This window comes from Citrobacter sp. S55_ASV_140 (genome assembly GCF_018919505.1).
GTDB lineage: Bacteria > Pseudomonadota > Gammaproteobacteria > Enterobacterales > Enterobacteriaceae > Citrobacter > Citrobacter werkmanii.
Map to the genome: position 1 here is coordinate 1 of NZ_JAHLQZ010000052.1, position 25,263 is coordinate 25,263.

Consider the following 25,263-nt stretch of genomic DNA (forward strand, 5'->3'; position numbering starts at 1 on the left):
TTTGAGTACGTAGTGGTTATGCCGATACTAGCGTGTAAATGGCGATAATGCCAAGCACACTTACGCTGTATAAATACGTATATAGCGACATGATCGTGCAATTTCGCTACAGAATAAGCAAAAAACACAGTTTTGCATTGATATACATCATCTTGCTGTCAGGTGCATGTCGTCAGAAAGGAGTAGATCGCCGAAAATTAATTTCGGCAAATGCCAACTGGATAATTGCTGAAAACACGCTATTTACGATACTGTAGCGCCGATCAATTGATATCAGGAAACTCTATGCGCACTCGCACGCTGGCAGATTTAGATCGCGTTGTCGCTCTCGGCGGAGGGCATGGATTAGGACGCGTTCTCTCCTCACTTTCCCCTTTAGGCTCACGACTGACGGGTATCGTCACCACCACCGATAATGGCGGCTCCACGGGGCGTATTCGTCGTTCTGAAGGCGGCATCGCCTGGGGGGACATGCGTAACTGCCTGAACCAGTTAATTACCCAACCCAGCGTTGCATCCGCTATGTTTGAATACCGTTTTGGCGGTAATGGCGAGCTTTCCGGACATAACCTTGGAAATTTAATGTTAAAGGCGCTCGATCACCTCAGCGTGCGGCCTCTCGAAGCTATTAATTTAATTCGCAACCTGCTGAAGGTGGATGCGCATTTAATTCCGATGTCAGAGCTGCCGGTGGATCTGATGGCTATTGATGATCAGGGGCATGAAGTCTATGGCGAAGTGAATATCGATCAGCTCACTATCCCACCTCAGGAACTGATGCTGTCGCCAAAAGTCCCTACCACGCGAGAAGCGGTTGAGGCTATCGCCGAAGCAGATTTGATTCTGATAGGGCCTGGCAGTTTTTATACCAGCCTGATGCCGATCCTGCTGCTCGACGAACTGGCGCAGGCATTACGGCGTACACCCGCCAGGATGGTCTACATTGGCAACCTGGGTCGCGAATTAAGCCTGCCAGCAGCCAGCCTGACGCTTAACGATAAGCTGGCAATCATCGAACAGTACGTTGGCAAAAAAGTGATTGACGCGGTGGTTGTCGGCCCGAAAGTAGATGTTTCCGCCGTTACCGACCGCATTGTGATTCAGGAAGTGCTGGAAGCCAGCGATATTCCGTACCGTCATGACCGTCAGCTGCTGCACTGCGCGCTGGAGAAAGCGGTACAGGCATTAGGCTGAGTGGATTTGCCTGATGCGCTGCGCTTGTCAGGCCGACAAACGCAAGCACCCCGTAAGCCGGATAAGGGGGTTACCCCGCATCCGGCACAGGATTACGATGCCGCAATAAATAACTCGCGCAGCTGATGCAACTGATCGCGGATCGTCGCAGCCTCTTCAAATTCGAGATTCTGCGCATGCTGCATCATCTGCCCTTCCAACTCGTGAATCTTTTGCTGCAGGGCTTTTGGCGTCATATCCAGTTCCACAACGTCAGACTTCGCACCCGCACGTGACTTCCCTTTGCCCTTCGCCTTGGTCTTCGCAATATTCTGACCCAGCGCCAGAATATCGACCACTTTCTTGTTCAGCCCCTGCGGCGTAATACCGTGCTCTTCGTTATAGCGCTGCTGCTTCTCGCGACGACGTTCAGTTTCACCAATCGCCCTGGCCATCGAGGCGGTAATTTTATCGCCGTAGAGTATAGCCTTGCCGTTGATGTTACGCGCCGCGCGACCGATGGTCTGGATAAGTGAGCGTTCAGAGCGCAGGAACCCTTCTTTGTCTGCGTCCAGAATCGCCACCAGCGAGACCTCAGGCATGTCCAGCCCCTCACGTAACAGGTTGATACCCACCAGCACGTCAAACTCGCCCAGGCGCAGGTCACGAATGATTTCCATACGTTCCACGGTATCGATGTCTGAGTGCAGATAACGCACCCGCTCGCCGTGCTCTTCGAGGTATTCGGTGAGGTCTTCCGCCATGCGTTTGGTAAGCGTGGTGACCAGCACACGTTCGTTAATCGCCGCACGCGTGCGGATCTCCGACAGCAGATCGTCAACCTGCGTCGCCACCGGACGCACTTCTATCACCGGATCCAGCAGGCCAGTCGGTCGTACTACTTGATCAACCACGTCATCACCGGATTTCTCCAGCTCATAGTTCCCCGGCGTCGCCGAGACGTAGATGGTCTGCGGAGCCAGTGCCTCGAACTCTTCAAATTTAAGCGGGCGGTTATCCAGCGCCGAGGGCAAACGGAATCCGTATTCAACCAGGGTCTCTTTACGCGCCCGGTCGCCACGGTACATACCGCCAATTTGCGGGATAGTGACGTGAGATTCATCCACTACCAGCAGACCATCAGCCGGCAGGTAATCAAACAACGTCGGCGGCGGCTCGCCTGGACCGCGTCCGGACAGATAGCGGGAATAGTTTTCAATCCCCGAGCAATAACCCAGCTCGTTCATCATTTCCAGATCGAACTGTGTACGCTGGCTTAAGCGCTGCTCTTCCAGCAACTTGTTATTCGCCAGCAGATTTTTACGGCGGTCTGCCAGCTCGACTTTAATTTCTTCCATCGCCTGCACGATACGTTCGCGCGGCGTGACGTAGTGCGTTTTCGGGTAGATGGTATAGCGGGAAATGGTCGATTCAACCTGCCCGGTAAGCGGGTCAAACAGCGACAAACGCTCGACTTCCTCATCAAACAGTTCCACGCGCAGCGCAATGTCGTCGGATTCAGCCGGGAAAATGTCGATAACTTCACCGCGCACGCGGAAGGTCCCGCGCTGGAATGCCTGATCGTTACGGGTATATTGCAGCTCCGCCAGACGACGCAGGATCGCGCGCTGGTCAATGATCATCCCCACCGTCAGATGCAGCATCATTTTCAGATACAGGTCCGGGTCGCCCAAACCATAAATGGCGGAAACCGACGCCACCACAACGACATCCCGACGTTCCAGTAGCGCTTTGGTCGCCGACAGACGCATCTGCTCAATGTGTTCGTTGACCGAGGCATCCTTCTCGATGAAGGTATCAGAACTCGGTACGTAAGCTTCCGGCTGATAATAGTCGTAGTAGGAGACAAAATATTCCACCGCGTTTTCCGGAAAGAACTCTTTCATCTCGCCATATAGCTGCGCGGCAAGCGTCTTGTTAGGCGCCAGCACCATGGTAGGACGCTGTAGGTCCGCAATCACATTCGCGATGGTGAATGTTTTCCCCGATCCCGTCACCCCCAGCAGCGTCTGATGCGCCAGACCGTCCTCCAGACCTTCTTCCAGGCGACGTATCGCCTCAGGCTGATCGCCAGAGGGTTTAAAAGCGGAATTTAGTTTGAACGGTTTACTCATGAGCAGCTACCTGAAGCAATGGGCGGGCAGGTGTGTAATTTTACTCGCAGTCGTATATTTTGCCAGTAAAATATACTGGATGAAAAAACAGTAACGCGCCAGAATATTTCTGTTACACCCGCAAAATAGCCGTGACTGCAGGCCAAAATTTGCCCCCAGACAAGATAAAACACCAGCAAAAATGTGTTATCCCCAAACCAATGCCTTTTTTAACATTTGTCAAGCCAGCCGATGAAAGTTTTATGGCAACACATGACACTTCTGCGACAGCCATTGCTTTTATCTAACTATCTGTAATTTAAAGATTATTTTCTCAAGCCGTCTTTCGCATCAATTTAGTCGCAGGCCGCGTCTTCTCTCGCTTACATTGTGTTTTCTAACCCTAATGCACAAGGTTATCCACAGGAATAGTGGATAACTGCTTCCAGCCCGTGTGGACTGTAGCCTGGCAAAAACACCCTGACTCTCTTTTCCGCTGGGCTAAAAAAAAATTATCGCTATTTTTTGATATTTATCAGCTAACGAGGCGGCCAGGGAGAGCCGAGATCTTGCTCGCATTTTCACCATTTTCTTGTCCGCGTACTGCAATAGCGACCAGTGTTATTTCCCCTCTCGATTCAACCAGCTGATGCCGTCAAAGACAAAATGCTGAGATCGAGATAACGTCCGGTCGATGCCTGCTCAGGATCTTCTGCCAGCCAGGGAATTTCCCCCAGCAAAGGTGCCGGGATCACGCGCTTTAGCGTCGCCATGTATTCAGCATGACGTTTGCCGGGCGGCGTCACATCATTGGCTACCCATCCGGCAAGCGTCAGTCCGGCCTGCTGCACCGCCTGGGCGGTCAGAATGGCGTGATTGATGCAGCCGAGCTTAACGCCAACCACCAGAATCACCGGCAACTGTTCTGTTTTGACCCAGTCTGAAAAACTCAGCGTTGGCGAAAGCGGCGTAAACCATCCACCAGCCCCCTCCACCAGTACCCAGTCAGCCTGCGCTTCAAGCGTGCGTAAACCCGATGACATCACGGAGGCCAAAATGGGGCGACCTTCGTCGGCGCTGATGATATGCGGCGAGGTAGGTTCAGCGAAGCAGTAGGGATTAATCGCCGTATAGTCCGCCGTCACAGCGCTATTGCGCTGTAATGCCAACGCATCGCTGTTTCGCAGGCCATCAGCCGTCATTTCACTGCCTGACGCCACCGGCTTATAGCCAACGGCGCGCAACCCCAGTTGTCCCGCCGCCTGGAGCAGCGCGCAGCTGGCGACAGTTTTACCGACTTCGGTATCTGTCCCGGTGACAAAATACGTTTTAGCCACGTTGAATTACTCCTAAAAAAAGATGGTAGGTCAGCGGATATTTCCCCTGCTGACAGGGCCAGGCTAACTGTAGCTGGCGCAGCTGAGCGCGCGTCAGCACACGTTGCTCGCGCCCATCATGCAAATGCGTCGCGCCAATGCCTTTTAGCGAACGCATGGCGCTCAGCGCATCATCAAACCACAGCGTGACGGCATGAAACTGGTATTCAACATCCCAGCCATACAGGGCGTTTTCCAGTTGCGCCACGGGCAAAAAACGGTTGGCGTGCTCCCGATCGTCAACCGCCTGCCAGGCCTGACGAAGTTCCGGCATCGAACCCTGCGCCAGGGTACTAAACGCCACCGTCCCGCCAGGACGCACCACCCGGTAAAGCTCGCTTAACGCGCCGCGCAGGTCGCCACACCACTGTACGGCCAGATTACTCCAGGCCAGGTCAAAGCTCGCGCTTGCCTGCGGGATGGCTTCGATATCCGCCAGCAGATAATGGTGGGCGACATCGTGACGCTGCGCTTCAGCCAGCATTTGCGACGACAGATCCAGCGCGCAGACCTCACTCCCCTGCTCACGCCAGTAACGACTCATACGTCCAGGCCCACAGCCCGCATCCAATACCTGCGAGAACGTGCCGCCATCCAGTAACGCCAGTAACGCATCGGCACTTTGACGCTGTAGCTCTGCGTGTTGCTCATAGTGGGTGGCCGCGCGGCCAAACGCGGCGGCAATCGCCCGTTTATTGACCTGCGCCATGCAACACCTCCAGTAGACGATCGATATCCTGCACCTCATGCGCCTGGGTCAGCGTCAGCCGTAATCTGGCCGTACCGGCGGGCACCGTCGGCGGGCGAATTGCCGTCACCCAACATCCCTGTTGCCGTAGCGCATCCGCCAGCTGCAAGGCTTTATGGTTATCGCCAACAATCAGCGGCTGAATAGCACTGGTTGAATTCGCCAGCGTTAAACCCGGCGTATTTACCCCAGCGCGAAAACGCTGGATCAGCATCGCTAACTTTTCCCGGCGTTCATCGCCTTCACGGCTGCGGATCACCGCCAGCGCGGCGCGCAGGGCCTGAGCCTGCGCCGGAGGCATACTGGTGCTGTAGATCAGATGGCGGGCAAACTGCAACAGATAGTCGGCCACGCTGTCAGAACACAGGATTGCCGCGCCGCTGACGCCAAATCCTTTGCCAAACGTCACCACTAACAGTTCGGGTTTCACCTGCTGTCGCCAGCAGGAGCCGCGCCCTTCTGCACCGGTTACGCCAACGCCGTGCGCATCGTCCACCAGCAGCCACGCACCGTGTCGTTTCGCTGCCGCGTGGATTTCAGCGAGCGGCGCGCTGTCGCCATCCATGCTGAAAACGCCTTCAGTGACCACGAGCTGCTGCCCCGGACAGGGGGCAGTCAGCAGACGCTCCAGATGATGCGGATCGTTATGGGTAAAGCGACGTAGAACAGCCGGGCTAAGGCTGGCGGCCTCCAACAGAGAGGCATGGCTAAGCCTGTCGGCAACAATACGATCGTCTTTTTCCATCAATGCGGCTATCACCGCCTGATTAGCGGCAAAACCGGAGATAAATAACAGCGCCCGCGAATAGCCCAGCCACTGCGCCAGCTCTTCTTCCAGCGCCTGGTGAGCCACGGAATGCCCGCTGACATGACCCGAGCCGCCGCTGCCGACGCCAAAACGTTCAGCTCCCTGCTGCCAGGCGCAGATAATCTGCGGATGGTGGCTCAGGCCAAGGTAATCGTTGCTGGAGAAATTCAGATACTGGCGGCCGTCGGCCTGCAGCCAGCGACCGGCGCCCTGGGTCACCGCATAGCGCTGCCGCCACGCATCAGCGCAACGACGCGCCGTGAGCGCATCGCCAATTTTTTGCTGCCAGGTCATACGGTTGCCGCGTTGTAGTAATCATCGGTATCCGGGGTACGCAGCGCCTGCTCGAGACGTTGTTGCTGTTCGTTATCCCCCGCCAGCACCGCCGTTTGCTGCGGGTTGAGACCCAGCTTGCGGAATAACAGCAAATCTTTATCTTCGTTCGGATTCGGCGTGGTCAGCAGTTTGCAGCCGTAGAAAATCGAGTTAGCGCCGGCCATAAAGCACATCGCCTGGGTTTGCTCGTTCATCTGCTCGCGCCCGGCGGAAAGACGCACGTAAGAGGTTGGCATCATGATGCGCGCCACGGCGATGGTACGGATGAAATCAAACGCGTCGACGTCGTCGTTATCGGCAAGCGGCGTGCCCTTCACCTTCACCAGCATGTTGATCGGCACGCTTTCCGGCGGCGTCGGCAGATTGGCTAATTGCAGCAGCAGACCGGCGCGATCGGTGACCGTTTCGCCTAATCCGACAATACCGCCTGAGCAGACTTTAATCCCGGCTTCACGCACTTTATCCAGCGTATCCAGACGTTCCTGATAAGACCGGGTAGTGATGATATTGCCGTAAAACTCCGGCGAGGTGTCGAGGTTATGGTTGTAGTAATCCAGTCCCGCGTTGGCCAGGCGCTGAGCCTGGGTTTCGTTGAGCGTTCCCAGCGTCATGCAGGCTTCCAGCCCCAACGCTTTCACGCCCTGAACCATCTGTTCCAGGTAAGGCATATCGCGCTCATGCGGGTTCTTCCACGCCGCCCCCATGCAAAACCGCGTTGAACCGGCCTGCTTCGCCTTACGCGCCGAGTCCAGTACCTGTTCCACTTCCATCAAGCGTTCAGTTTCCAGACCCGTTTTATAGCGAGAACTTTGCGGGCAGTATTTGCAGTCTTCCGGACAGGCGCCTGTCTTAATCGACAACAGCGTACTGACCTGTACCTGCCGCGGATCGAAGTGCTGACGATGAATCTGTTGCGCTTCAAACAGGAGATCAAGCAGTGGTTTTTCAAATAATTCGGTGACTTGCGACATTGTCCAGCGAGAAGAATGAGCCATATTGGTATACGTTTCGTTGTCAGTTTGGTGTAGACTCGTAAACCTAAATCTTTTTAATTTGGTTTACAAGTCGATTATGACAACGGATGATCTTGCGTTTGACCAACGCCATATCTGGCACCCTTACACTTCCATGACCTCCCCATTGCCGGTGTATCCGGTGGCGCGGGCCGAAGGTTGTGAACTGATTTTAGCCAGCGGTGAGCGGCTCATTGACGGTATGTCATCCTGGTGGGCGGCGATCCACGGTTACAATCATCCGCAGTTGAACACCGCAATGAAAACGCAGATTGACGCCATGTCGCACGTGATGTTTGGCGGCATTACCCATGCCCCGGCCATCGCGCTGTGTCGCCAACTGGTGGACATGACGCCAGAAGCGCTGGAGTGCGTTTTTCTCGCGGATTCAGGTTCGGTCGCGGTGGAAGTGGCGATGAAAATGGCGCTGCAATACTGGCAGGCCAAAGGGGAATCTCGTCAGCGTTTCCTGACATTTCGTAACGGCTATCACGGCGATACCTTCGGCGCGATGTCGGTCTGCGATCCCGACAACTCAATGCACAGTCTGTGGAAAGGGTATCTGCCGGAAAACCTGTTCGCGCCTGCGCCGCAAAGCCGCATGGGCGGCGAGTGGGACGAACTGGACATGGTGCCTTTTGCCCGCCTGATGGCCGCGCATCGTCACGAGATTGCGGCGGTGATCCTCGAGCCAATTGTGCAGGGCGCTGGCGGTATGCGCATATACCATCCTGAGTGGTTAAAGCGTATCCGTAAGATGTGCGACCGGGAAGGCATCCTGCTGATTGCCGATGAGATTGCCACCGGATTTGGCCGCACCGGCAGGCTGTTTGCCTGTGAACACGCCGATATTACGCCGGATATTTTGTGCCTCGGCAAAGCATTAACCGGCGGAACGATGACCCTTTCCGCGACCCTGACCACCCGTCTGGTCGCAGAAACCATCAGCAACGGCGAAGCGGGCTGCTTCATGCACGGTCCGACCTTTATGGGCAATCCGCTGGCTTGTGCCGTCGCCTCCGCCAGCCTGTCGCTACTCAACACCGGCGAGTGGCGCTCGCAGGTCGCGGCCATTGAAGCGCAGTTGCGTACAGAACTCGCCCCGGCAGCAGACTCCAGTTGGGTCGCCGACGTGCGCGTGCTCGGCGCCATCGGCGTGATAGAAACCACCCAGCCGGTAAATATGGCGGCACTACAGAAGTTCTTTGTCGGACAGGGCGTGTGGGTACGACCGTTTGGTAAGCTAATCTATCTGATGCCGCCGTACATTATCCAGCCCGAGCAGTTGCGCCGCCTTACGCAGGCCGTCAATGAGGCTGTGCGCCATGCAACATTTTTTAGCGATTAAACAGCGGTAAGCTCTACGGTTTCTGGCTACACTTTTTGGCTAACGAGAGGAGTCAGTATGAAACTAATCAGTAACGATCTGCGCGATGGGGAGAAGCTTGGGCATCGTCACGTCTTTAACGGCATGGGATATGACGGGGATAATATTTCCCCGCATCTGGCATGGGATGATGTGCCCACCGGGACTAAGAGCTTTGTCGTGACCTGTTACGATCCTGATGCGCCCACCGGCTCCGGATGGTGGCACTGGGTAGTTGTAAATCTGCCCGCCGATACCCGCGTTCTCACGCAAGGCTTCGGTTCCGGTCTGGTTGCACTGCCGGACGGGGTGATTCAGACCCGTACGGATTTTGGTAAAGCCGGTTATGGCGGCGCAGCGCCGCCGAAGGGGGAAACTCATCGCTATATTTTTACGGTTCACGCGCTGGATGTAGAGCGTATTGATGTCGATGAGGACGCCAGCGGCGCGATGGTTGGATTTAATGTTCACTTCCACTCGCTCGCCAGCGCCTCGATTACGGCGATGTTTAGTTAATCTCTGTTGGGCCGGATGTCGGCTTCGCCTCATCCGGCCTACAAAGCAGATCGTAGGCCTGATAAGACGCGTTAGCGTCGCCATCAGGCAATTTTCTACAGAAATTCGGGCAGCAATTTCAACAACGTTCCTTGCGCTAACAGTTCGGTCGCGGACTCAATATCCGGGGCGAAAAAGCGATCCTGCGTATAGTGGGTAACCTGCTCGCGTAGCGCCTGGCGCGCCTGCTCCAGCAATGGACTTGAGGTTAACCCTTCACGTAGATCGATTCCCTGACACGCCGCCAGCCACTCGACGGCAATCACGCCGCGCGTATTCGCCGCCATCTCCCACAGCCTGCGACCCGCCGCCGGCGCCATAGACACATGATCCTCCTGGTTGGCGGAGGTCGGTAAGCTGTCTACACTGTGCGGATGCGCCAGCGCTTTGTTCTCGCTCGCCAGCGCGGCAGCCGTGACTTGCGCAATCATAAAGCCGGAGTTAACTCCGCCATTTTTCACCAGGAAAGGCGGCAGTTGCGACATGTGTTTATCCATCATTAACGCAATGCGTCGCTCCGATAAGGCCCCGATTTCCGCAATCGCCAGCGCCAGGTTATCCGCCGCCATCGCCACGGGTTCAGCATGGAAGTTGCCGCCGGAAATCACATCGCCTTCTTCGGCAAACACCAGCGGGTTGTCGGAAACCGCGTTGGCTTCCACCAGCAGAACATCCATCACATGGCGCATTTGCGTCAGACATGCCCCCATCACCTGCGGCTGACAGCGCAGAGAATACGGATCCTGTACTTTTTCACAGTTATGATGCGACTGCGAAAGCGCGCTGGAATCCGTCAACACATGGCGGTACAGCGCCGCGGCGTCAATCTGTCCGCGTTGTCCTCGCGCGGCATGAATCCGCGCGTCAAACGGACGACGGGAGCCCAAAACGGCTTCGGTGGTCAGCGCCCCGCACACCGTCGCGGACGCAAACAGTTCCTGAGCTTCAATGAGTCCACGCAGCGCAAAAGCCGTCGAAGCCTGAGTCCCGTTAAGCAGCGCCAGCCCTTCTTTCGCCTCCAGCGTTATCGGCTCCAGCCCGGCCTTTTTCAGTGCTTCGGTCGCCGGGAGCCATTCCCCCTGCCAGCGCGCCTTCCCTTCACCCAGCAATGTCAGAGACATATGCGCCAACGGCGCCAGGTCACCCGATGCCCCCACTGAGCCTTTCGCCGGGATCAGCGGATACACCCCGGCATTCACCAGCGCAATCAGCGCTTCAATCACGCTCAGGCGAATACCGGAAAAACCGCGCGCCAGGCTGTTGATTTTCAGCACCATAATCAGACGCACCATCGCGTCGTCCAGCGCCTCGCCGACGCCAGCCGCATGGGAAAGCACCAACGAGCGCTGTAAATTCTGCAAATCTTCTGTGGCGATACGGGTCTGCGCCAGCAGGCCAAAACCGGTATTAATGCCGTATGCCGTACGGCCTTCAGCGACAATGTTATTGACGCAGGCGACGCTTGCATTAATGGCGTCAATTGCGCTGGCATCAAGGCTTAGTTGGACCGGCCGCTGCCAGATGTCACGAAGTTGTGCAAAAGTCAGTTGGCCCGGCGTTAATGTCATGGTATTCATCTCAGCGTTTCCCCTGCGTCGCAGCGACCATCGGCAAATTCAGCCCTTCTTCGACGGCGCATTCCACCGCAATATCATATCCAGCGTCAGCGTGGCGCATCACCCCGGTAGCCGGATCGTTATGCAATACCCGGGCAATACGCGCAGCGGCTTCATCGGTGCCATCACAAACAATGACCATCCCGGCATGCTGGGAGAAACCCATTCCCACTCCGCCACCGTGGTGCAATGACACCCACGTCGCGCCGCTGGCGGTGTTCAGCAGCGCATTCAGCAGCGGCCAGTCGGATACGGCGTCAGACCCGTCGCGCATGGCTTCGGTTTCGCGGTTCGGACTGGCAACGGAGCCGGAGTCCAGATGGTCACGGCCAATAACAATTGGCGCGAACACTTCGCCGCTGCGCACCATTTCATTAAACGCCAGCCCCAGCTTCTGCCGCCATTCCAGGCCGACCCAGCAGATACGCGCCGGTAAGCCCTGGAAGTTAATCCGCTCACGCGCCATATCCAGCCAGTGATGCAGGTGTTTATCGTCAGCCACGATCTCTTTCACTTTGGCATCGGTTTTATAAATATCCTGCGGATCGCCGGAAAGCGCCACCCAGCGGAACGGGCCAATGCCACGACAGAACAGCGGTCGAATATACGCTGGCACAAAACCGGGGAAATCAAAGGCGTTTTCCACGCCCATCTCTTTGGCCATCTGGCGAATGTTATTGCCGTAATCAAACGTCGGTACGCCCATTTTGCTAAACGCCAGCATCGCTTCGACATGTGTTGCCATTGAGCGTTTCGCCGCCTGCACCGTACCCTGCGGATCGGACACCGCTTTCGCCTGATACTCTTCCCAGCTCCAACCGGACGGCAGATAACCATGCAGCGGATCGTGGGCGCTGGTCTGGTCGGTCACCATATCCGGGCGCACACCACGTTTCACCAGCTCCGGCACAACGTCGGCGGCATTCGCGCACAGCGCAATGGAAACCGCTTTCCCCTCGCGGGTGTACTTATCGATACGCGCCAGCGCATCGTCCAGCGATGTCGCCTGCTCGTCCACGTAACGGGTACGCAGACGGAAATCAATGCGGCTTTGCTGACATTCAATATTCAGCGAGCATGCGCCCGCCAGCGTCGCGGCTAACGGCTGCGCCCCGCCCATACCGCCCAGCCCGGCGGTTAACACCCAGCGTCCGCTCAGGTTACCCTGATAATGCTGACGTCCGGCCTCAACGAAGGTTTCATACGTCCCCTGCACGATGCCCTGGCTGCCGATGTAGATCCAACTCCCGGCGGTCATCTGACCGTACATCGCCAGCCCTTTGGCATCCAGCTCGTTAAAGTGTTCCCAGGTTGCCCAGTGCGGAACCAGGTTGGAGTTAGCAATCAGTACGCGCGGGGCATTGTCATGGGTTTTGAACACACCGACCGGTTTACCCGACTGGACCAGCAGGGTCTCATCGCTCTCCAGTTGCGTCAGCGCATTGACGATGGCGTCGTAACACGCCCAGTCACGTGCAGCGCGACCAATCCCGCCGTATACCACCAGCTCATGCGGATTTTCCGCCACGTCGGGATCCAGGTTGTTCATTAACATGCGCAGCGGCGCTTCGGTCAGCCAGCTTTTGGCCGTTAAGGTAGTGCCACGCGGGGCACGAATATCCTGCTGACGATATTTGCTATGGGACATGACAGAAAACTCCTCGCGAACGTCGGATAGATAAGTAACATATACTTGTCTATACAAGTTGCCGCAAGGGTGATTTTAACAATTAAGATACATTTTTATTATATTGCGTCAGCAATCACGGTTTTGGTATCCCGACATCAGGACATAAACCGTCCTTGCAGGCGATAGCGGGAACCCGGAAACAGCAAACGGGCATGAGAGACAATGGATGATGCGGACCAGGTTTTGCGGCGGATCAGCAAGCAGGGATCGTGTTCTTTGATTTTCAGCAACGCGCACTCTTCCGCACTGGCGCGTACCGCTTCGACAATGTGCTCACCTTCCGTTAAGGGGGCGATCAGCGACAGGTAAGCGTGAGGCGTGGTCTGGCTGTAATCCTGCGCCAGATACTCCGGCACAATCTCCGCATTCACACAGCGATCTTCAATTTGTACCGGCAAATCGTTCTCGTAGTGCACCATGATGGAGTGAAAAATGGGGGTGCCTTCTTTAACGTTTAACACTAAAGCCTGCTGCGCATTTGCCTGGGTTCTTTCCAGCGTCAGAACCTCACAGCGGTGCTGATGCTGACGCGCGTTGATTTCATCCGCAATACTGCGAATTTCAAACAGCGCAGACTGGCCTTTTGGCTCGGCGACAAACGTCCCCACCCCCTGCAAACGCACCAGCAACCCCTCATCCGTTAACTCACGCAGCGCCCGATTGATGGTCATGCGGCTAAAACCATACTGTGCCACCAGCTCTGCTTCAGACGGGATACGATCGTGAGCTTGCCAGATACCGCTGGCAATCTTTTCGCTGATCTCCTGTTTTACCTTTTCGTAAAAAGGAGCTGGAGCAGAACGGGATGGGAGCATTCGTGTGCCTTCCTTAAGCTGAAATGTGAATGGGTATAGTTTACAGACATTACCCGAACCTGATAAGCGTAACGCCCTCAGGCATGTCAGCGCCACCAGTGCGCGATTTGCCAGCCTAATCGCGCCGCAACGCGTGCCGCTCTGCCATCATCGTCAAAGCGTGGATTAAATTCAACCATATCCACCGCCTGCAGTTTACCGCTACGACAAAGGGGTTCAATCAGCCCCAACAGCGTCGCCAACGGTACGCCCAGCGCAGCGGGCGCTGACACCGCGGGCATTTCCCAAACCGGCAGCACGTCAAGGTCGATAGTCAGATAGATGACATCCACGCCAGAGGCAAACTGCGCCAGTTGGGCCTGTGCCGAATCACAGTGCAAATCTTCCACCACGGTGACACCAAGCCGCTGCGCTTCATCCCACAGCGCCTGGGTATTTGCCGCCCGACTGACGCCGATACAGGCATAGTGAAATCCGCGTTGCTGTTCATCGCAAAGGTGCGCCAGCTGGCGAAACGGCGTACCAGATGTGGCCTGTTCGGCATGACGCAAATCGAGATGCGCGTCGAGATTGAAGATGCCCACTTTTGCCTGCGGGAACGCATCCAGCACGCCAGCGCCATGGGCAAACGCGGTTTCGTGTCCTCCCCCCAGTACCAGGGTACGCATTTTCGTCTGCTGACAGCGCTGTACCGCCTTGCGTAGCGCCTGCTGCGCGCCCTCAAGATCGGGGGCCTGCGCCACAATATTCCCCAGATCCACCAGCCGCTGATGCCCGTCGTGACTGGCTAAATTCGCCAGCGCTTTACGTAGCGCATCTGGCGCTCCGGCGGCTCCCGTACGCCCCTGATTACGTTTAACGCCTTCATCACAGGCAAAACCAAGCAGTGCTATCTGCTCAGAGTACATTTCCGGGGAAAACGCCGGACTCAGCGTAATCGTCTGAAACAGGCGCAGCGCAGTCGGCGACTCGGCGCGGTCATCTCGCCCCTGCCATAGTGCAGGAGAAGCAGGTTGCCAGTTAGTCATGCAGGTTGTCCTTTGAATACACGTTGGTAGAGCGGGTTACGCCCTGGCTCATAGAGGATCTCGACCGGGAGTTCGGCATCCCACACCACAAAATCGGCCACAAACCCGGCCTTCAATTGACCGTGAGAGGCATGACGTCCCAGCGCCCGGGCCGCATGACGGGTGACGCCAGCCCACGCTTCTTCCGGCGTTAAGCCAAACTGGACGCAAGCCATATTCATCGCCCAGTGCAGACTGATAAACGGACTGGTGCCAGGGTTGAAGTCGGTCGCCACCGCCATCGGCACCTGATATTGCCGTAACAGCTCTACCGGCGGACGCTGTTGCTCTTTGAGGAAATAGAAAGCGCCGGGCAACAACACCCCAACCGTACCGCTTTGGCTCATCGCCGCCACGCCCGCTTCATCAAGATATTCAATATGGTCGGCAGATAAACCGTGGTAGCGGCTCACCAACTGGGCGCCGCCGAGCAGTGACAGTTGTTCAACATGCGCTTTGATCGGGATGCCCAGCGCCTGTGCTGCCTGGAACACCCGCTCACTCTGCGCCAGCGTAAAACCGACGCTTTCGCAGAACAGATCGACGGTCTCGAACAGCCCTTGCTCCCACAACTGCGGCAAAATAGTCTCGCATACCAGCGTAATATAGCCGTCAGGATCGCCCCGGTATTCCGCCGGGGTAGCATGCGCGGCCAACAGCGTCGGGCTTATTTCAATCACATCTTCCGCCGCCAGCGCTGCCACCACACGTAATATTTTCTCTTCTGTCTGCAAATCCAGACCATAACCAGACTTTATTTCCAGTAGCGTAACGCCTTCTTTGATTAACCTCTCCATTCTCTGATGCGCTATATGAAGAAGTTGTTCATCAGTGGCGCTACGGGTCGCCGACACGGTGGCATTAATACCGCCCCCCTGGGCGCTTATCTGCTGGTAGGAAACACCGTTAAGCCGCTGCTCCCATTCACCTGCGCGATTCCCGCCAAAGACCAGGTGCGTATGGCAGTCGATCAGGCCAGGCGTCACCAGCCGGCCCTGCATATCAAAGGTATTGTCATGTGTGAGGTATAACGAAGACTCCGGCACAATAGCGCGAATCTTACCCTGGCGGACGATCAACGCATGTCCATCCACCAGCCCATACGGGTTATCACGTTCAGGATCCATGGTCGCCAGGCGAACATTGCGCCAGATAACATCATCAGGGAAGAATTGCTGCATTTGACTCACCACTTGTCATAGGTTGTATAGACATTTATTTTTGATTCGGCGGATGTTGTCAACCTGGATGAGCATAATTGTTATCTATTTGTGATATAAGGTCTCTCCGCGCCGGGCATTACGGCGATAAAAAAGAACTTTTTACCTTTTAACCTTCCCGTTTCGCTCAACTTAGTATAAAAAAGCAGGCTTCAATGGATAACTTTCAAAGCCCGGAGCAACCTGTGAACATATCATCAGTTTCCCGTCTGGCGCTGGCAATGGCTTTTGGCGTGACGCTGACCGCCTGTAGCTCTACACCGCCCGATCAAATTCCTTCCGATCAGACCGCGCCTGGCACCGCTTCGCGCCCGATTCTGTCGGCCAATGAAGCGAAAAACTTCGTCGCCGCGCACTATTTTTCCGCGCTGACGCCAAACACCGCGCCGTGGAGCCCTTCTGCTATTACTTTGCCCGCGCAGCCTGACTTTGTGGTTGGCCCGGCAGGTACCCAGGGCGTGACGCATACCAGCATTCAGGCCGCGGTTGATGCGGCAATCATCAAACGTACCAACAAACGTCAGTACATCGCGATCATGCCGGGCGAATATCAGGGCACGGTCTATATCCCGGCAGCGACAGGTAGCCTGACGCTTTACGGTACTGGCGAAAAACCGCTGGATGTGAAAATTGGCCAGGCCATTGACGGTGATATGAGCACCGCTGACTGGCGTCGTACGGTGAACCCGGGCGGTAAATATATGCCGGGCAAACCAGCGTGGTATATGTTTGATAATTGCCAGAGCAAGCGCGGCACCAATATTGGCGTGATGTGTTCTGCGGTCGTTTGGTCGCAAAATAACGGTCTGCAATTGCAGAACCTGACCATTGAAAACAACCTCGGTGATAGCGTTGATGCAGGTAACCATCCGGCAGTCGCACTGCGTACCGATGGCGATAAAGTACAGATCAACAACGTCAACATTCTGGGTCGCCAGAACACCTTCTTCGTGACCAATAGCGGCGTACAAAACCGTCTGGAAAACGATCGTCAGCCGCGTACGCTGGTGACGAACAGCTACATTGAAGGCGATGTGGATATCGTGTCTGGTCGTGGCGCGGTGGTATTCGATAACACCGATTTCCGCGTTGTGAACTCCCGTACCCAGCAGGAAGCGTACGTGTTTGCACCGGCTACCCTGTCAAACATCTACTACGGTTTTCTGGCTATCAATAGCCGCTTCACGGCAAGTGGTGATGGCGTGGCGCAGCTGGGCCGCTCGCTGGATGTTGATTCTAACACCAATGGACAGGTGGTTATTCGCGACAGCGTGATTAACGAAGGCTTTAACATGGCGAAACCGTGGGCTGACAGCGTTATCTCAAAACATCCCTTTACCGGTAATACCGGCGCGGAAGATGATAAAGGCGAAATCCAGCGCAACCTGAACGACACTAACTTCAACCGCATGTGGGAATACAACAACCGCGGTATTGGTAGCAAAGTGGTTGCAGAGCCTAAGCAGTAATTGCCATTCTCTGATGTAAACCCGGCAGACTCATGCTCTGCCGGGCAATATGCCGGATACTCATCCGGCATTAGACGCAATATTAGTGCGCGTTAACCACCACCCACATCGGGCCCTGGCCTACCGCGTAACGACCTTTCTCCGTCAGCAACCCTTGTTCGCCAGCAATCTCGTATACCGCGATGTGATGAGATTTTTGCCCGGCGGCAATCAGGTATTTACCGCTGTGGTCGATATTAAAACCGCGCGGTTGCGTTTCGGTCGGCTGGAAGCCTTCTTTAGTCAGCACGCTTCCGTCTTCTGAGACGCTAAACACCGTAATCAGACTGGCGGTACGATCGCAGGCATACAAATGACGACCATCCGGCGTAATATGAATATCTGCCGCCCATCGGGTATCGGAGAAATCAGCAGGCATCATATCCAGCGTCTGTACGCATTCAATTTTGCCGTGCGGATCTTTCAGCTCCCAGACGTCAACAGAGCTGTTCAGCTCATTCACGCAATAGGCGTATTGCTTATTCGGATGGAACACCATATGACGCGGACCCGCGCCTTCCACGGTGGTCATTTCTGCCGGCTCCTGCGCGACCAGATGACCATCATCACTGACGTCAAACAGACAGATACGATCCTGTTTCAATGCCGGAACCCACAGAGTACGGTTATCCGGAGAGATATTGGCCGAGTGGCAACCATCCAGACCCTCAACCGCATCTACTAATTCCACCGGCAGACCATCTTCCAGACGCGTGACGCTCACGCTGCCCGCATTATAGGAACCGACAAACACGAAGCGCCCCTGATGATCGGTAGAAATATGCGTCGGGCTACCCGGCAGCGCAGATTCCGCAACAAAGGTCAGCGCACCGTCATCAGGCGCAATACGATATGCCAGAACACGAAACTCCGGACGCACACCGACATAGAGATAGCGCTTATCCGGGCTGACGACCATCGGCTGTACCTGACCCGGTACATCAACCACCTGGGTCAGCGTCAAAGACCCATCGTGATTCAGGCTCCAGACATGAATTTGCTGACTCTCAGGACTGGCGGTATAAACGGTTTGTTTCATGAATACTCCTTTGCTTGTTGGCAGGTGGCTGCAATTGCCTGACACACGCCTAAGGTAGACGCTTTTAACGGTGAATGCTTAATCAAGACTCAGAATTTTGTCCGGCTCCCGTCTCGGTGTACCATTCCAGCAGACACAATTCTCAACCTTAATCTGGAAAAACCTATGACCGCACGCGTGATTGCCCTGGATTTAGACGGTACCTTACTGACCCCGAAAAAGACCTTGTTGCCATCCTCTCTTGAAGCGCTCTCACGCGCCAGAGAAGCAGGCTACCAACTTATCATTGTCACAGGTCGCCATCACGTTGCTATTCATCCTTTTTATCAGGCACTGGCGCTGGATACACCTGCAATTTGCTGCAACGGCACTTACTTGTATGATTATCATGCAAAAAAGGTACTGGAATCCGATCCTCTCCCGGTTGACCAGGCATTGCAGCTCATCGAAATGCTGGATGAACATCAAATTCATGGTCTGATGTATGTTGACGAGGCCATGCTGTATGAGCGTCCGACCGGGCATGTGGTGCGTACCGCTAACTGGGCGCAAACGCTACCGCCGGAACAGCGCCCAACCTTCACCCAGGTTCCTTCGCTGGCGCAGGCCGCACATGATGTCAACGCCGTGTGGAAATTTGCCCTGACCGACGAAGATATTCCAAAACTGCAGCAGTTTGGTAAAGACGTTGAACAACAACTGGGGCTGGAGTGTGAATGGTCCTGGCATGATCAAGTCGACATTGCCCGTAAAGGTAACAGCAAAGGGCGACGTCTTACTCAGTGGATCGAAGCGCAGGGTGGGTCAATGGAAAATGTGATCGCCTTTGGCGACAACTTTAACGATATCAGCATGCTGGAAGCCGCAGGCACCGGCGTGGCGATGGGTAACGCTGATGACGCGGTCAAAGCCCGCGCCAACATCGTGATTGGTGACAATACCACCGACAGCATCGCGAAGTTTATCTACACCCACCTGCTGTAATCAGGCGGTGATCGACACGCTCTTAATTTGCGCGTACAGCCACAGGCCAGGTTTGATGCCAAGCTCATCCCTGGCCCACGGGCTGATCCTCGCCCACAGCGTTTTCCCGCCCACCTCAAGCTGCACTTCCACCTGACCGTTATCGTCATAGCACCGGGCGACCTTCGCACGCAGTATGTTACGAATACTGGTCTGCTGCGGCGGCTGGAGTACCAGCGAAACATCAGACGCCTGAATGCGAATGCGCAGCACGGATTGCAGCGGCTGCTCAAGCTTGTTGACCCACAGATGCTGATCGCCCAGCGCCAGCGCGGTCATCGCATAGTGAGGATGATGCTCCAGCACGCTGACTTTCAGAATGCTGCTCTGCTGTTCTTTCGGCAGCCAAGGGTGCATTACGCTACTCCCCCAGACGTCCTCCAGCGAACCAAATGCTTTGACCTGCCCGTTTTCCAGCACCATCACTTTGTCTGCCAGGTGCAAAATTTCATCAAGCGAGTGGCTGACATACAGCATCGGAATATTAATTTCACGCGCCAGACGTTGCAGATAAGGTAGCAGTTCGCGTTTGCGCGGAATATCCAGTGAGGCTAACGGTTCATCAAGCAGCAATAACTCTGGCGCGGTAAGCAGCGCCCGACCAATAGCAACGCGCTGTTTTTCGCCGCCGGAAAGACTTCCCGGTAGGCGATCGAGCAGCGGTTCAATGCCCAGCAGCGCCACCAGCTTATCAAACTGCCCGGCCATGCTTTTCGCCATACCGTAACGCAGGTTACCGCGCACCTTATAATGGGGAAACAGACGCGCATCCTGGAATACATAGCCCACCCGACGCTTTTCAGGCGTTAAGCAGATTCCGTTTTCAACATCGTTTAACACCCGACCGTTAAGCACAATACGTCCGGACTGCGGCTGCGTCAGACCGCTGATGGCGTTAATCAGCGACGTTTTTCCCGCGCCGGAGACACCAAAAATAGCGGTAATCCCACTGGCAGGCAGCGTTTCGTTGAGCGTCAGGCAATGGGTTCCCAGCGTCTGGGAGAAGTTAAGTTCCAGCATGATTATCGCCCCGTCCGCTCACGGCTAATACGCGCCAACCATTCAGAAATCAGCAGTGAAATCAGCGCCAACACAATAGAAATAATGCATAACCTTGCCGCTGCGCTTTCTCCGCCAGGCGTTTGGATCAGGGTATACATCGCCGAGGGGATAGTGCGGGTTTCGCCAGGAATATTGGAGACAAAGGTAATCGTTGCGCCGAATTCCCCGAGGGAACGCGCGAACGCCAGCACCGTCCCGACAATAATGCCGGGCAACATCAGCGGTAAGGTAATGGTCATGAATACGCGCCAGCGTCCGGCTCCCAGCGTTCGGGCGGCCTGCTCCAACTTGACGTCGACGCCTTCCAGCGCCAGACGAATTGCCCGAACCATAAGAGGGAAAGACATCACCGCCGCAGCCAGCACCGCACCGCGCCAGCTAAAGGCAAAGGTGATGCCAAACCAGTCATACAGCCGCTCGCCGATAAATCCGCGCCGCCCCATGGCAACCAACAGCAGATACCCCACCACCACCGGCGGCAGCACCAACGGCAAATGCAAAACACTGTCGAGCAGCGCTTTACCCGGGAAGGTGCATCGCACAAGCAGCCAGGCAAAGAAGATCCCAAACGGCAAACTAAACAGCACGGCCAGGGAAGAAACTTTCAGGCTCAGTATGACGGCCTGCCATTCAGGATCGGTCAGTATCATTACTTGGTCGTAAATCCATAACGTTTAAAAATTTCAGCAGCCTGCGGTCCTTTCAGGTAATCATAGAACGCGCTGACCGTTGCGTTTTTGTGCCCATCAACAATCGCGATAGGGTATTCCACTTTTTTGTGTGAATCTTCCGGGAAGGTCGCGACAACCTTGACGCCTTTGCTGGCGACAGCATCGGAACCATAGACGATCCCCAGCGGCGCTTCGTTACGTTCTACCAGCGCCAGCGCACCGCGAACGTCTTCTGCAGGTGCCAGTTTCGGCGCCAGAGTATCCCATGCGCCCAATTTTTGCAGTGCTTCCTTGGCATAAATGCCTGCCGGAACATGTTCCGGATCGCCGACAGCCAGGCGTCCACCATTCAGCAGACGGGTCCAGTTGGTTTTACTGTCGATAGTAAAGTCTTGCTGGGCGCTGGCTTTCGGCGCCACCACCACCAGACTGTTGCCTAACAGCGTTGCACGCGTGGCGGTATCCATCGATTTTTTATCGACCGCATAATCCATCCATTTCTGATCGGCAGAAATAAACAGGTCAGCAGGCGCGCCTGCTTCTATCTGACGCGCCAGCGTAGAAGACGAGGCAAAAGAGGAGACGACGTCAACGTTCTTCTCTTTTTTGTATTGCGTCGCAATATCCTGCATCGCGTTGGTGAGCGAAGCCGCTGCGAATACCGTGATTTTCCCTTCATCCGCCAATGCATGTCCTGCGACAGAAAGAGAAAGCGTCGCCCCTGCAAACAAGCGTAACCATGTGCGTGCCATCTGTAGCTCCTTTGAGTTTCGTTATGTACGCGCAAATATAACGGTTAAGCCAGAATTTTCCCAGCGGTTATTGATACCAATTAGAGGTTACGCCATGAAAATATCGGCACGAGAAGCAGGATCTTGAGAAACTGTTGCCAGAGAAAACGGGCTGAAAGGCAAAAATATAAACGCCCGACTGAGCGGGCGTTTGGGGAATCAATGATTCTGTCTGGACTGGTCTTTCTGACCGATACCGGAAAAAATGTTGAACACTTCACCCAGTCCGTAAATCAGACCCAGAATGATGGCCATCACCACAGGTACCATGATTACGGCGAATACCAGACTTTTCAATAACTCTAACATGGTCAACTCCAGATATAGTCCATAGTTGTATTCTAACCACATCGCGCAGAAAAGCACTCCCCTTTTGTGCGGTTGGCTTTGCGCGCACGCGGTTTTCCGTCACAATACCCTTTTTTGCCAGGAGCTTGTGATGCAGGCCGAAATCCTTCTTACGCTGAAACTTCAGCAAAAACTGTTTGCCGATCCCCGTCGCATTTCTCTGCTTAAGCACATTGCGCTTTCCGGCTCCATCAGTCAGGGCGCGAAGGATGCGGGTATCAGTTATAAAAGCGCCTGGGACGCGATTAACGAAATGAACCAGCTCAGTGAGCAAACGCTGGTTGAGCGCGCCACCGGCGGTAAAGGCGGCGGCGGCGCGGTGTTGACGCGTTACGGCCAGCGTCTGATCCAACTGTATGATTTGCTCGCACAAATTCAACAAAAAGCGTTTGATGTGTTGAGCGATGACGATGCGCTGCCGCTCAATAGCCTGCTGGCAGCCATTTCCCGCTTTTCACTGCAAACCAGCGCCCGTAACCAATGGTTTGGCACGATTACCGCTCGCGACTACGACCAGGTACAACAGCATGTCGACGTCCTGTTGGCCGATGGCGAAACGCGCCTGAAGGTGGCGATTACTGCGCAAAGCGGTGAGCGTTTGGGTCTTGAGGAAGGCAAAGAAGTATTAATTCTGCTGAAAGCACCGTGGGTAGGCATTACCCAGGACGAGGCTATCGCTCAGGCCGCTGATAATCAGTTGCATGGAACGATTAGTCATATCGAACGTGGCGCAGAACAATGTGAGGTGTTAATGACGTTGCCAGACGGCCAGACGCTGTGTGCGACGCTGCCAGTGGAGCAGACTCACGCTTTAGCGGAAGGTGCTAACGCAACAGCATATTTTAATGCTGACAAAGTGATTATTGCGACGCTGTGCTGAGTTAATTGACATTAGCCTGAAGAACACGTATCCCTGTCATTAATTGCTGCAAATAATGGGATACAAAATGTCATCATTGCAAATTTCGCAAGGCACGTTTCGTCTTAGCGACACAAAAACGCTCCAGTTAGATGCGTTGACATTACACGCGGGTGATAGCTGGGCGTTTGTGGGCTCTAACGGCAGTGGGAAATCCGCGCTGGCCCGTGCGCTGGCAGGAGAATTGCCGCTACTGAAAGGTGAGCGGCACTGTCAGTTTACACGTATTACCCGACTCTCCTTCGAGCAGCTACAAAAGCTGGTCAGCGACGAGTGGCAGCGAAACAACACCGATCTTCTCAGCCCCGGTGAAGATGACACCGGGCGTACCACCGCAGAAATCATTCAGGATGAGGTCAACGACCCCACTCGCTGCGCTGCGCTGGCGCAGCAGTTTGGTATTTCTTCCCTGCTCAACAGGCGTTTCAAATACCTTTCCACCGGTGAAACACGCAAAACCCTGCTCTGTCAGGCGTTAATGTCCGCACCGGATTTACTGATCCTTGATGAGCCTTTTGACGGGCTGGACGTGGCGTCCCGTCGCCAGTTAGCAGAACTGCTCGCTGAACTGCACCAGGCTGGTTTTACGCTGGTACTGGTGCTTAACCGCTTTGATGAGATTCCCGAGTTCGTGCAATTTGCCGGCGTACTTGCCGATTGCACGTTGACTGAAACCGGCGCAAAAGCAGACCTTCTGCAACAGGCATTAATCGCTCAACTTGCCCATAGTGAACGCCTGGAAGGCATCCAATTACCCGAGCCGGACGAGCCTTCGGTCCGTCGCACGCTGTCCGATAACGAGCCACGTATTGTGCTTAACGATGGCACTGTCTCGTATAACGATCGCCCTATCCTGCATCATCTGAGCTGGCAGGTAAATCCGGGGGAACACTGGCAGATCGTCGGCCCCAACGGGGCGGGAAAATCAACCCTACTGAGTTTAATCACCGGCGATCACCCCCAGGGTTACAGCAACGATTTAACGCTGTTTGGCCGCCGTCGGGGTAGTGGTGAAACTATCTGGGATATTAAAAAACACATCGGCTACGTCAGCAGTAGCCTGCATCTCGATTACCGGGTCAGTACGACGGTACGCAACGTTATTCTCTCCGGCTACTTTGACTCAATCGGCATCTATCAGGCCGTCTCTGACAGACAGCACAAACTGGTCCAGCAGTGGCTGGATATTCTGGGCATGGATAAACGTACCGCGGATGCGCCGTTCCACAGTCTTTCCTGGGGGCAGCAACGGCTGGCGTTGATTGTGCGTGCGCTGGTTAAACACCCGACTCTGTTAATCCTCGACGAGCCTTTGCAAGGCCTGGACCCGCTCAATCGCCAACTGATTCGTCGGTTTGTGGATGTACTGATCGGTGAAGGCGAAACCCAACTGCTGTTTGTCTCCCACCATGCTGAAGACGCCCCGGCCTGCATTACCCATCGACTGGAGTTTGTGCCCGAGGGTGATGTCTACGCCTATCAACAAACCTCTCTGCGTTAATTTTCATTTGAGGGCGTTTAACACGCCCTTTTTTCTGCATTTTTTTCAGATAAACTCCGAGATAACAACTTAACCTGAGGATTTAAAATAAAATAACCAATGCAGACGAGTGAAAACATCACTGTGTAAACGATTCCACTAATTTATTCCATGTCACACTTTTCGCATCTTTGGTATGCTATGGTTATTGCATACCATAGGCTTAACGGAGCGAATTATGAGAGTATTGGTTACAGGTGGTAGCGGTTACATAGGAAGCCACACTTGCGTGCAGTTGCTGAAAAACGGTCACGAGGTGGTGATCCTGGATAACCTCTGCAACAGCAAGCGCAGCGTTCTGCCCGTCATCGAGCGTTTAGGCGGCAAGCACCCGACTTTCGTGGAAGGGGATATTCGTAACGAAGCGCTGATAACCGAAATTCTGCACGATCATGCCATTGACACGGTCATCCATTTTGCCGGGTTAAAAGCCGTTGGCGAGTCCGTTGCCAAGCCGCTGGAATA

General features: G+C 55.0%; 23 protein-coding genes. 8 read left to right on the forward strand and 15 right to left on the reverse strand.

Annotated elements, in window-relative coordinates; translation table 11 throughout:
- Positions 1 to 285 precede the first annotated feature (285 nt).
- Positions 286 to 1,194, forward strand: coding sequence for a uridine diphosphate-N-acetylglucosamine-binding protein YvcK (gene yvcK, locus KQJ18_RS10520; protein WP_216421930.1), 909 nt, complete (start codon positions 286 to 288; stop codon positions 1,192 to 1,194).
- Between the two features lie 92 nt (positions 1,195 to 1,286).
- Here yvcK and uvrB read toward each other — a convergent pair whose 3' ends face one another.
- The 5 genes from uvrB to bioB all read right to left on the reverse strand — a co-directional run bounded on the left by uvrB (position 1,287) and on the right by bioB (position 7,550).
- Positions 1,287 to 3,308: an excinuclease ABC subunit UvrB gene (gene uvrB, locus KQJ18_RS10525; RefSeq protein WP_038639047.1), complete on the reverse strand. Its 2,022-nt coding sequence runs from the start codon at positions 3,306 to 3,308 to the stop codon at positions 1,287 to 1,289.
- Between the two features lie 617 nt (positions 3,309 to 3,925).
- Positions 3,926 to 4,624, reverse strand: coding sequence for a dethiobiotin synthase (bioD, locus tag KQJ18_RS10530; protein WP_216421932.1), 699 nt, complete (start codon positions 4,622 to 4,624; stop codon positions 3,926 to 3,928).
- Entirely contained in the window at positions 4,617 to 5,372 is a 756-nt protein-coding gene (gene bioC, locus KQJ18_RS10535; RefSeq protein WP_150344817.1) for a malonyl-ACP O-methyltransferase BioC, read from the reverse strand. Before bioC ends, bioD begins: the two co-directional genes overlap by 8 nt.
- A complete protein-coding gene (gene bioF / locus KQJ18_RS10540; protein WP_216421933.1) occupies positions 5,356 to 6,513 on the reverse strand; it encodes an 8-amino-7-oxononanoate synthase in 1,158 nt (385 codons plus the stop codon). Before bioF ends, bioC begins: the two co-directional genes overlap by 17 nt.
- Positions 6,510 to 7,550, reverse strand: a complete 1,041-nt coding sequence (gene bioB, locus KQJ18_RS10545; RefSeq protein ID WP_038639034.1) for a biotin synthase BioB — start codon at positions 7,548 to 7,550, stop codon at positions 6,510 to 6,512. Before bioB ends, bioF begins: the two co-directional genes overlap by 4 nt.
- Before the next feature lie 76 nt (positions 7,551 to 7,626).
- Between bioB and bioA the strand changes: the two genes are divergently transcribed.
- Positions 7,627 to 8,916, forward strand: a complete 1,290-nt coding sequence (gene bioA, locus KQJ18_RS10550) for an adenosylmethionine--8-amino-7-oxononanoate transaminase (RefSeq protein WP_216421934.1) — start codon at positions 7,627 to 7,629, stop codon at positions 8,914 to 8,916.
- A 57-nt stretch (positions 8,917 to 8,973) separates the two neighbouring features.
- Entirely contained in the window at positions 8,974 to 9,450 is a 477-nt protein-coding gene (locus tag KQJ18_RS10555) for a kinase inhibitor (RefSeq protein WP_200007165.1), read from the forward strand.
- 95 nt (positions 9,451 to 9,545) lie between these two features.
- On the opposite strand, the gene hutH is transcribed toward KQJ18_RS10555, so the two are convergent.
- The 5 genes from hutH to hutI all read right to left on the reverse strand — a co-directional run bounded on the left by hutH (position 9,546) and on the right by hutI (position 15,858).
- Positions 9,546 to 11,066 (reverse strand): histidine ammonia-lyase, encoded by a 1,521-nt coding sequence (hutH, locus tag KQJ18_RS10560; RefSeq protein WP_216421935.1) that lies wholly within the window; start codon positions 11,064 to 11,066, stop codon positions 9,546 to 9,548.
- A 1-nt stretch (position 11,067) separates the two neighbouring features.
- Positions 11,068 to 12,753: a urocanate hydratase gene (gene hutU / locus KQJ18_RS10565; RefSeq protein WP_216421936.1), complete on the reverse strand. Its 1,686-nt coding sequence runs from the start codon at positions 12,751 to 12,753 to the stop codon at positions 11,068 to 11,070.
- 137 nt (positions 12,754 to 12,890) lie between these two features.
- Positions 12,891 to 13,610: a histidine utilization repressor gene (locus tag KQJ18_RS10570; protein WP_038639017.1), complete on the reverse strand. Its 720-nt coding sequence runs from the start codon at positions 13,608 to 13,610 to the stop codon at positions 12,891 to 12,893.
- A gap of 86 nt (positions 13,611 to 13,696) precedes the next feature.
- Positions 13,697 to 14,638, reverse strand: a complete 942-nt coding sequence (gene hutG, locus KQJ18_RS10575; protein ID WP_216421937.1) for a formimidoylglutamase — start codon at positions 14,636 to 14,638, stop codon at positions 13,697 to 13,699.
- On the reverse strand, positions 14,635 to 15,858 hold the full coding sequence (gene hutI, locus KQJ18_RS10580) for an imidazolonepropionase (RefSeq protein WP_137347364.1): 1,224 nt from the start codon (positions 15,856 to 15,858) through the stop codon (positions 14,635 to 14,637). The genes hutG and hutI overlap by 4 nt, the downstream gene beginning before the upstream one ends.
- Before the next feature lie 224 nt (positions 15,859 to 16,082).
- On the opposite strand from hutI, the gene KQJ18_RS10585 reads away from it, so the two are divergent.
- Positions 16,083 to 17,366: a putative acyl-CoA thioester hydrolase gene (locus tag KQJ18_RS10585; RefSeq protein ID WP_069323359.1), complete on the forward strand. Its 1,284-nt coding sequence runs from the start codon at positions 16,083 to 16,085 to the stop codon at positions 17,364 to 17,366.
- Positions 17,367 to 17,448: 82 nt separating this feature from the next.
- Here the strand turns inward: KQJ18_RS10585 and pgl are convergent, their stop codons facing one another.
- Positions 17,449 to 18,444: a 6-phosphogluconolactonase gene (pgl, locus tag KQJ18_RS10590; RefSeq protein ID WP_216421940.1), complete on the reverse strand. Its 996-nt coding sequence runs from the start codon at positions 18,442 to 18,444 to the stop codon at positions 17,449 to 17,451.
- A gap of 165 nt (positions 18,445 to 18,609) precedes the next feature.
- Here pgl and KQJ18_RS10595 point away from each other — a divergent pair, with 165 nt between their 5' ends.
- On the forward strand, positions 18,610 to 19,428 hold the full coding sequence (locus KQJ18_RS10595) for a pyridoxal phosphatase (protein ID WP_042309653.1): 819 nt from the start codon (positions 18,610 to 18,612) through the stop codon (positions 19,426 to 19,428).
- Here KQJ18_RS10595 and modC read toward each other — a convergent pair whose 3' ends face one another.
- The 4 genes from modC to KQJ18_RS10615 all read right to left on the reverse strand — a co-directional run bounded on the left by modC (position 19,429) and on the right by KQJ18_RS10615 (position 22,300).
- Positions 19,429 to 20,487 (reverse strand): molybdenum ABC transporter ATP-binding protein ModC, encoded by a 1,059-nt coding sequence (gene modC / locus KQJ18_RS10600; protein ID WP_199952477.1) that lies wholly within the window; start codon positions 20,485 to 20,487, stop codon positions 19,429 to 19,431.
- A gap of 2 nt (positions 20,488 to 20,489) precedes the next feature.
- On the reverse strand, positions 20,490 to 21,179 hold the full coding sequence (gene modB, locus KQJ18_RS10605; protein ID WP_038638996.1) for a molybdate ABC transporter permease subunit: 690 nt from the start codon (positions 21,177 to 21,179) through the stop codon (positions 20,490 to 20,492).
- On the reverse strand, positions 21,179 to 21,952 hold the full coding sequence (gene modA / locus KQJ18_RS10610; RefSeq protein ID WP_085047481.1) for a molybdate ABC transporter substrate-binding protein: 774 nt from the start codon (positions 21,950 to 21,952) through the stop codon (positions 21,179 to 21,181). Before modA ends, modB begins: the two co-directional genes overlap by 1 nt.
- A 198-nt stretch (positions 21,953 to 22,150) precedes the next feature.
- Positions 22,151 to 22,300: an AcrZ family multidrug efflux pump-associated protein gene (locus KQJ18_RS10615; protein ID WP_003023026.1), complete on the reverse strand. Its 150-nt coding sequence runs from the start codon at positions 22,298 to 22,300 to the stop codon at positions 22,151 to 22,153.
- Positions 22,301 to 22,430: 130 nt separating this feature from the next.
- Here KQJ18_RS10615 and modE point away from each other — a divergent pair, with 130 nt between their 5' ends.
- From modE to KQJ18_RS10630, 3 genes are all read left to right on the forward strand, one after another.
- Positions 22,431 to 23,219, forward strand: coding sequence for a molybdenum-dependent transcriptional regulator (modE, locus tag KQJ18_RS10620; RefSeq protein ID WP_216421942.1), 789 nt, complete (start codon positions 22,431 to 22,433; stop codon positions 23,217 to 23,219).
- 67 nt (positions 23,220 to 23,286) lie between these two features.
- Positions 23,287 to 24,759, forward strand: coding sequence for a molybdate ABC transporter ATP-binding protein ModF (gene modF / locus KQJ18_RS10625; protein ID WP_216421944.1), 1,473 nt, complete (start codon positions 23,287 to 23,289; stop codon positions 24,757 to 24,759).
- A gap of 217 nt (positions 24,760 to 24,976) precedes the next feature.
- On the forward strand, positions 24,977 to 25,263 hold a 287-nt coding region (locus KQJ18_RS10630; protein ID WP_216421946.1), incomplete at its 3' end, for an SDR family NAD(P)-dependent oxidoreductase.

Bases quoted from the DNA above. Each gene is read 5' to 3' on its own strand.
- yvcK (WP_216421930.1), top strand. From the start codon at position 286: ATGCGCACTCGCACGCTGGCAGATTTAGATCGCGTTGTCGCTCTCGGC.
- uvrB (WP_038639047.1), bottom strand. From the start codon at position 3,308: ATGAGTAAACCGTTCAAACTAAATTCCGCTTTTAAACCCTCTGGCGAT.
- bioC (WP_150344817.1), bottom strand. From the start codon at position 5,372: ATGGCGCAGGTCAATAAACGGGCGATTGCCGCCGCGTTTGGCCGCGCG.
- bioF (WP_216421933.1), bottom strand. From the start codon at position 6,513: ATGACCTGGCAGCAAAAAATTGGCGATGCGCTCACGGCGCGTCGTTGC.
- bioB (WP_038639034.1), bottom strand. From the start codon at position 7,550: ATGGCTCATTCTTCTCGCTGGACAATGTCGCAAGTCACCGAATTATTT.
- bioA (WP_216421934.1), top strand. From the start codon at position 7,627: ATGACAACGGATGATCTTGCGTTTGACCAACGCCATATCTGGCACCCT.
- KQJ18_RS10555 (WP_200007165.1), top strand. From the start codon at position 8,974: ATGAAACTAATCAGTAACGATCTGCGCGATGGGGAGAAGCTTGGGCAT.
- hutH (WP_216421935.1), bottom strand. From the start codon at position 11,066: ATGAATACCATGACATTAACGCCGGGCCAACTGACTTTTGCACAACTT.
- hutU (WP_216421936.1), bottom strand. From the start codon at position 12,753: ATGTCCCATAGCAAATATCGTCAGCAGGATATTCGTGCCCCGCGTGGC.
- KQJ18_RS10570 (WP_038639017.1), bottom strand. From the start codon at position 13,610: ATGCTCCCATCCCGTTCTGCTCCAGCTCCTTTTTACGAAAAGGTAAAA.
- hutG (WP_216421937.1), bottom strand. From the start codon at position 14,638: ATGACTAACTGGCAACCTGCTTCTCCTGCACTATGGCAGGGGCGAGAT.
- hutI (WP_137347364.1), bottom strand. From the start codon at position 15,858: ATGCAGCAATTCTTCCCTGATGATGTTATCTGGCGCAATGTTCGCCTG.
- pgl (WP_216421940.1), bottom strand. From the start codon at position 18,444: ATGAAACAAACCGTTTATACCGCCAGTCCTGAGAGTCAGCAAATTCAT.
- KQJ18_RS10595 (WP_042309653.1), top strand. From the start codon at position 18,610: ATGACCGCACGCGTGATTGCCCTGGATTTAGACGGTACCTTACTGACC.
- modC (WP_199952477.1), bottom strand. From the start codon at position 20,487: ATGCTGGAACTTAACTTCTCCCAGACGCTGGGAACCCATTGCCTGACG.
- modB (WP_038638996.1), bottom strand. From the start codon at position 21,179: ATGATACTGACCGATCCTGAATGGCAGGCCGTCATACTGAGCCTGAAA.
- modA (WP_085047481.1), bottom strand. From the start codon at position 21,952: ATGGCACGCACATGGTTACGCTTGTTTGCAGGGGCGACGCTTTCTCTT.
- KQJ18_RS10615 (WP_003023026.1), bottom strand. From the start codon at position 22,300: ATGTTAGAGTTATTGAAAAGTCTGGTATTCGCCGTAATCATGGTACCT.
- modE (WP_216421942.1), top strand. From the start codon at position 22,431: ATGCAGGCCGAAATCCTTCTTACGCTGAAACTTCAGCAAAAACTGTTT.
- modF (WP_216421944.1), top strand. From the start codon at position 23,287: ATGTCATCATTGCAAATTTCGCAAGGCACGTTTCGTCTTAGCGACACA.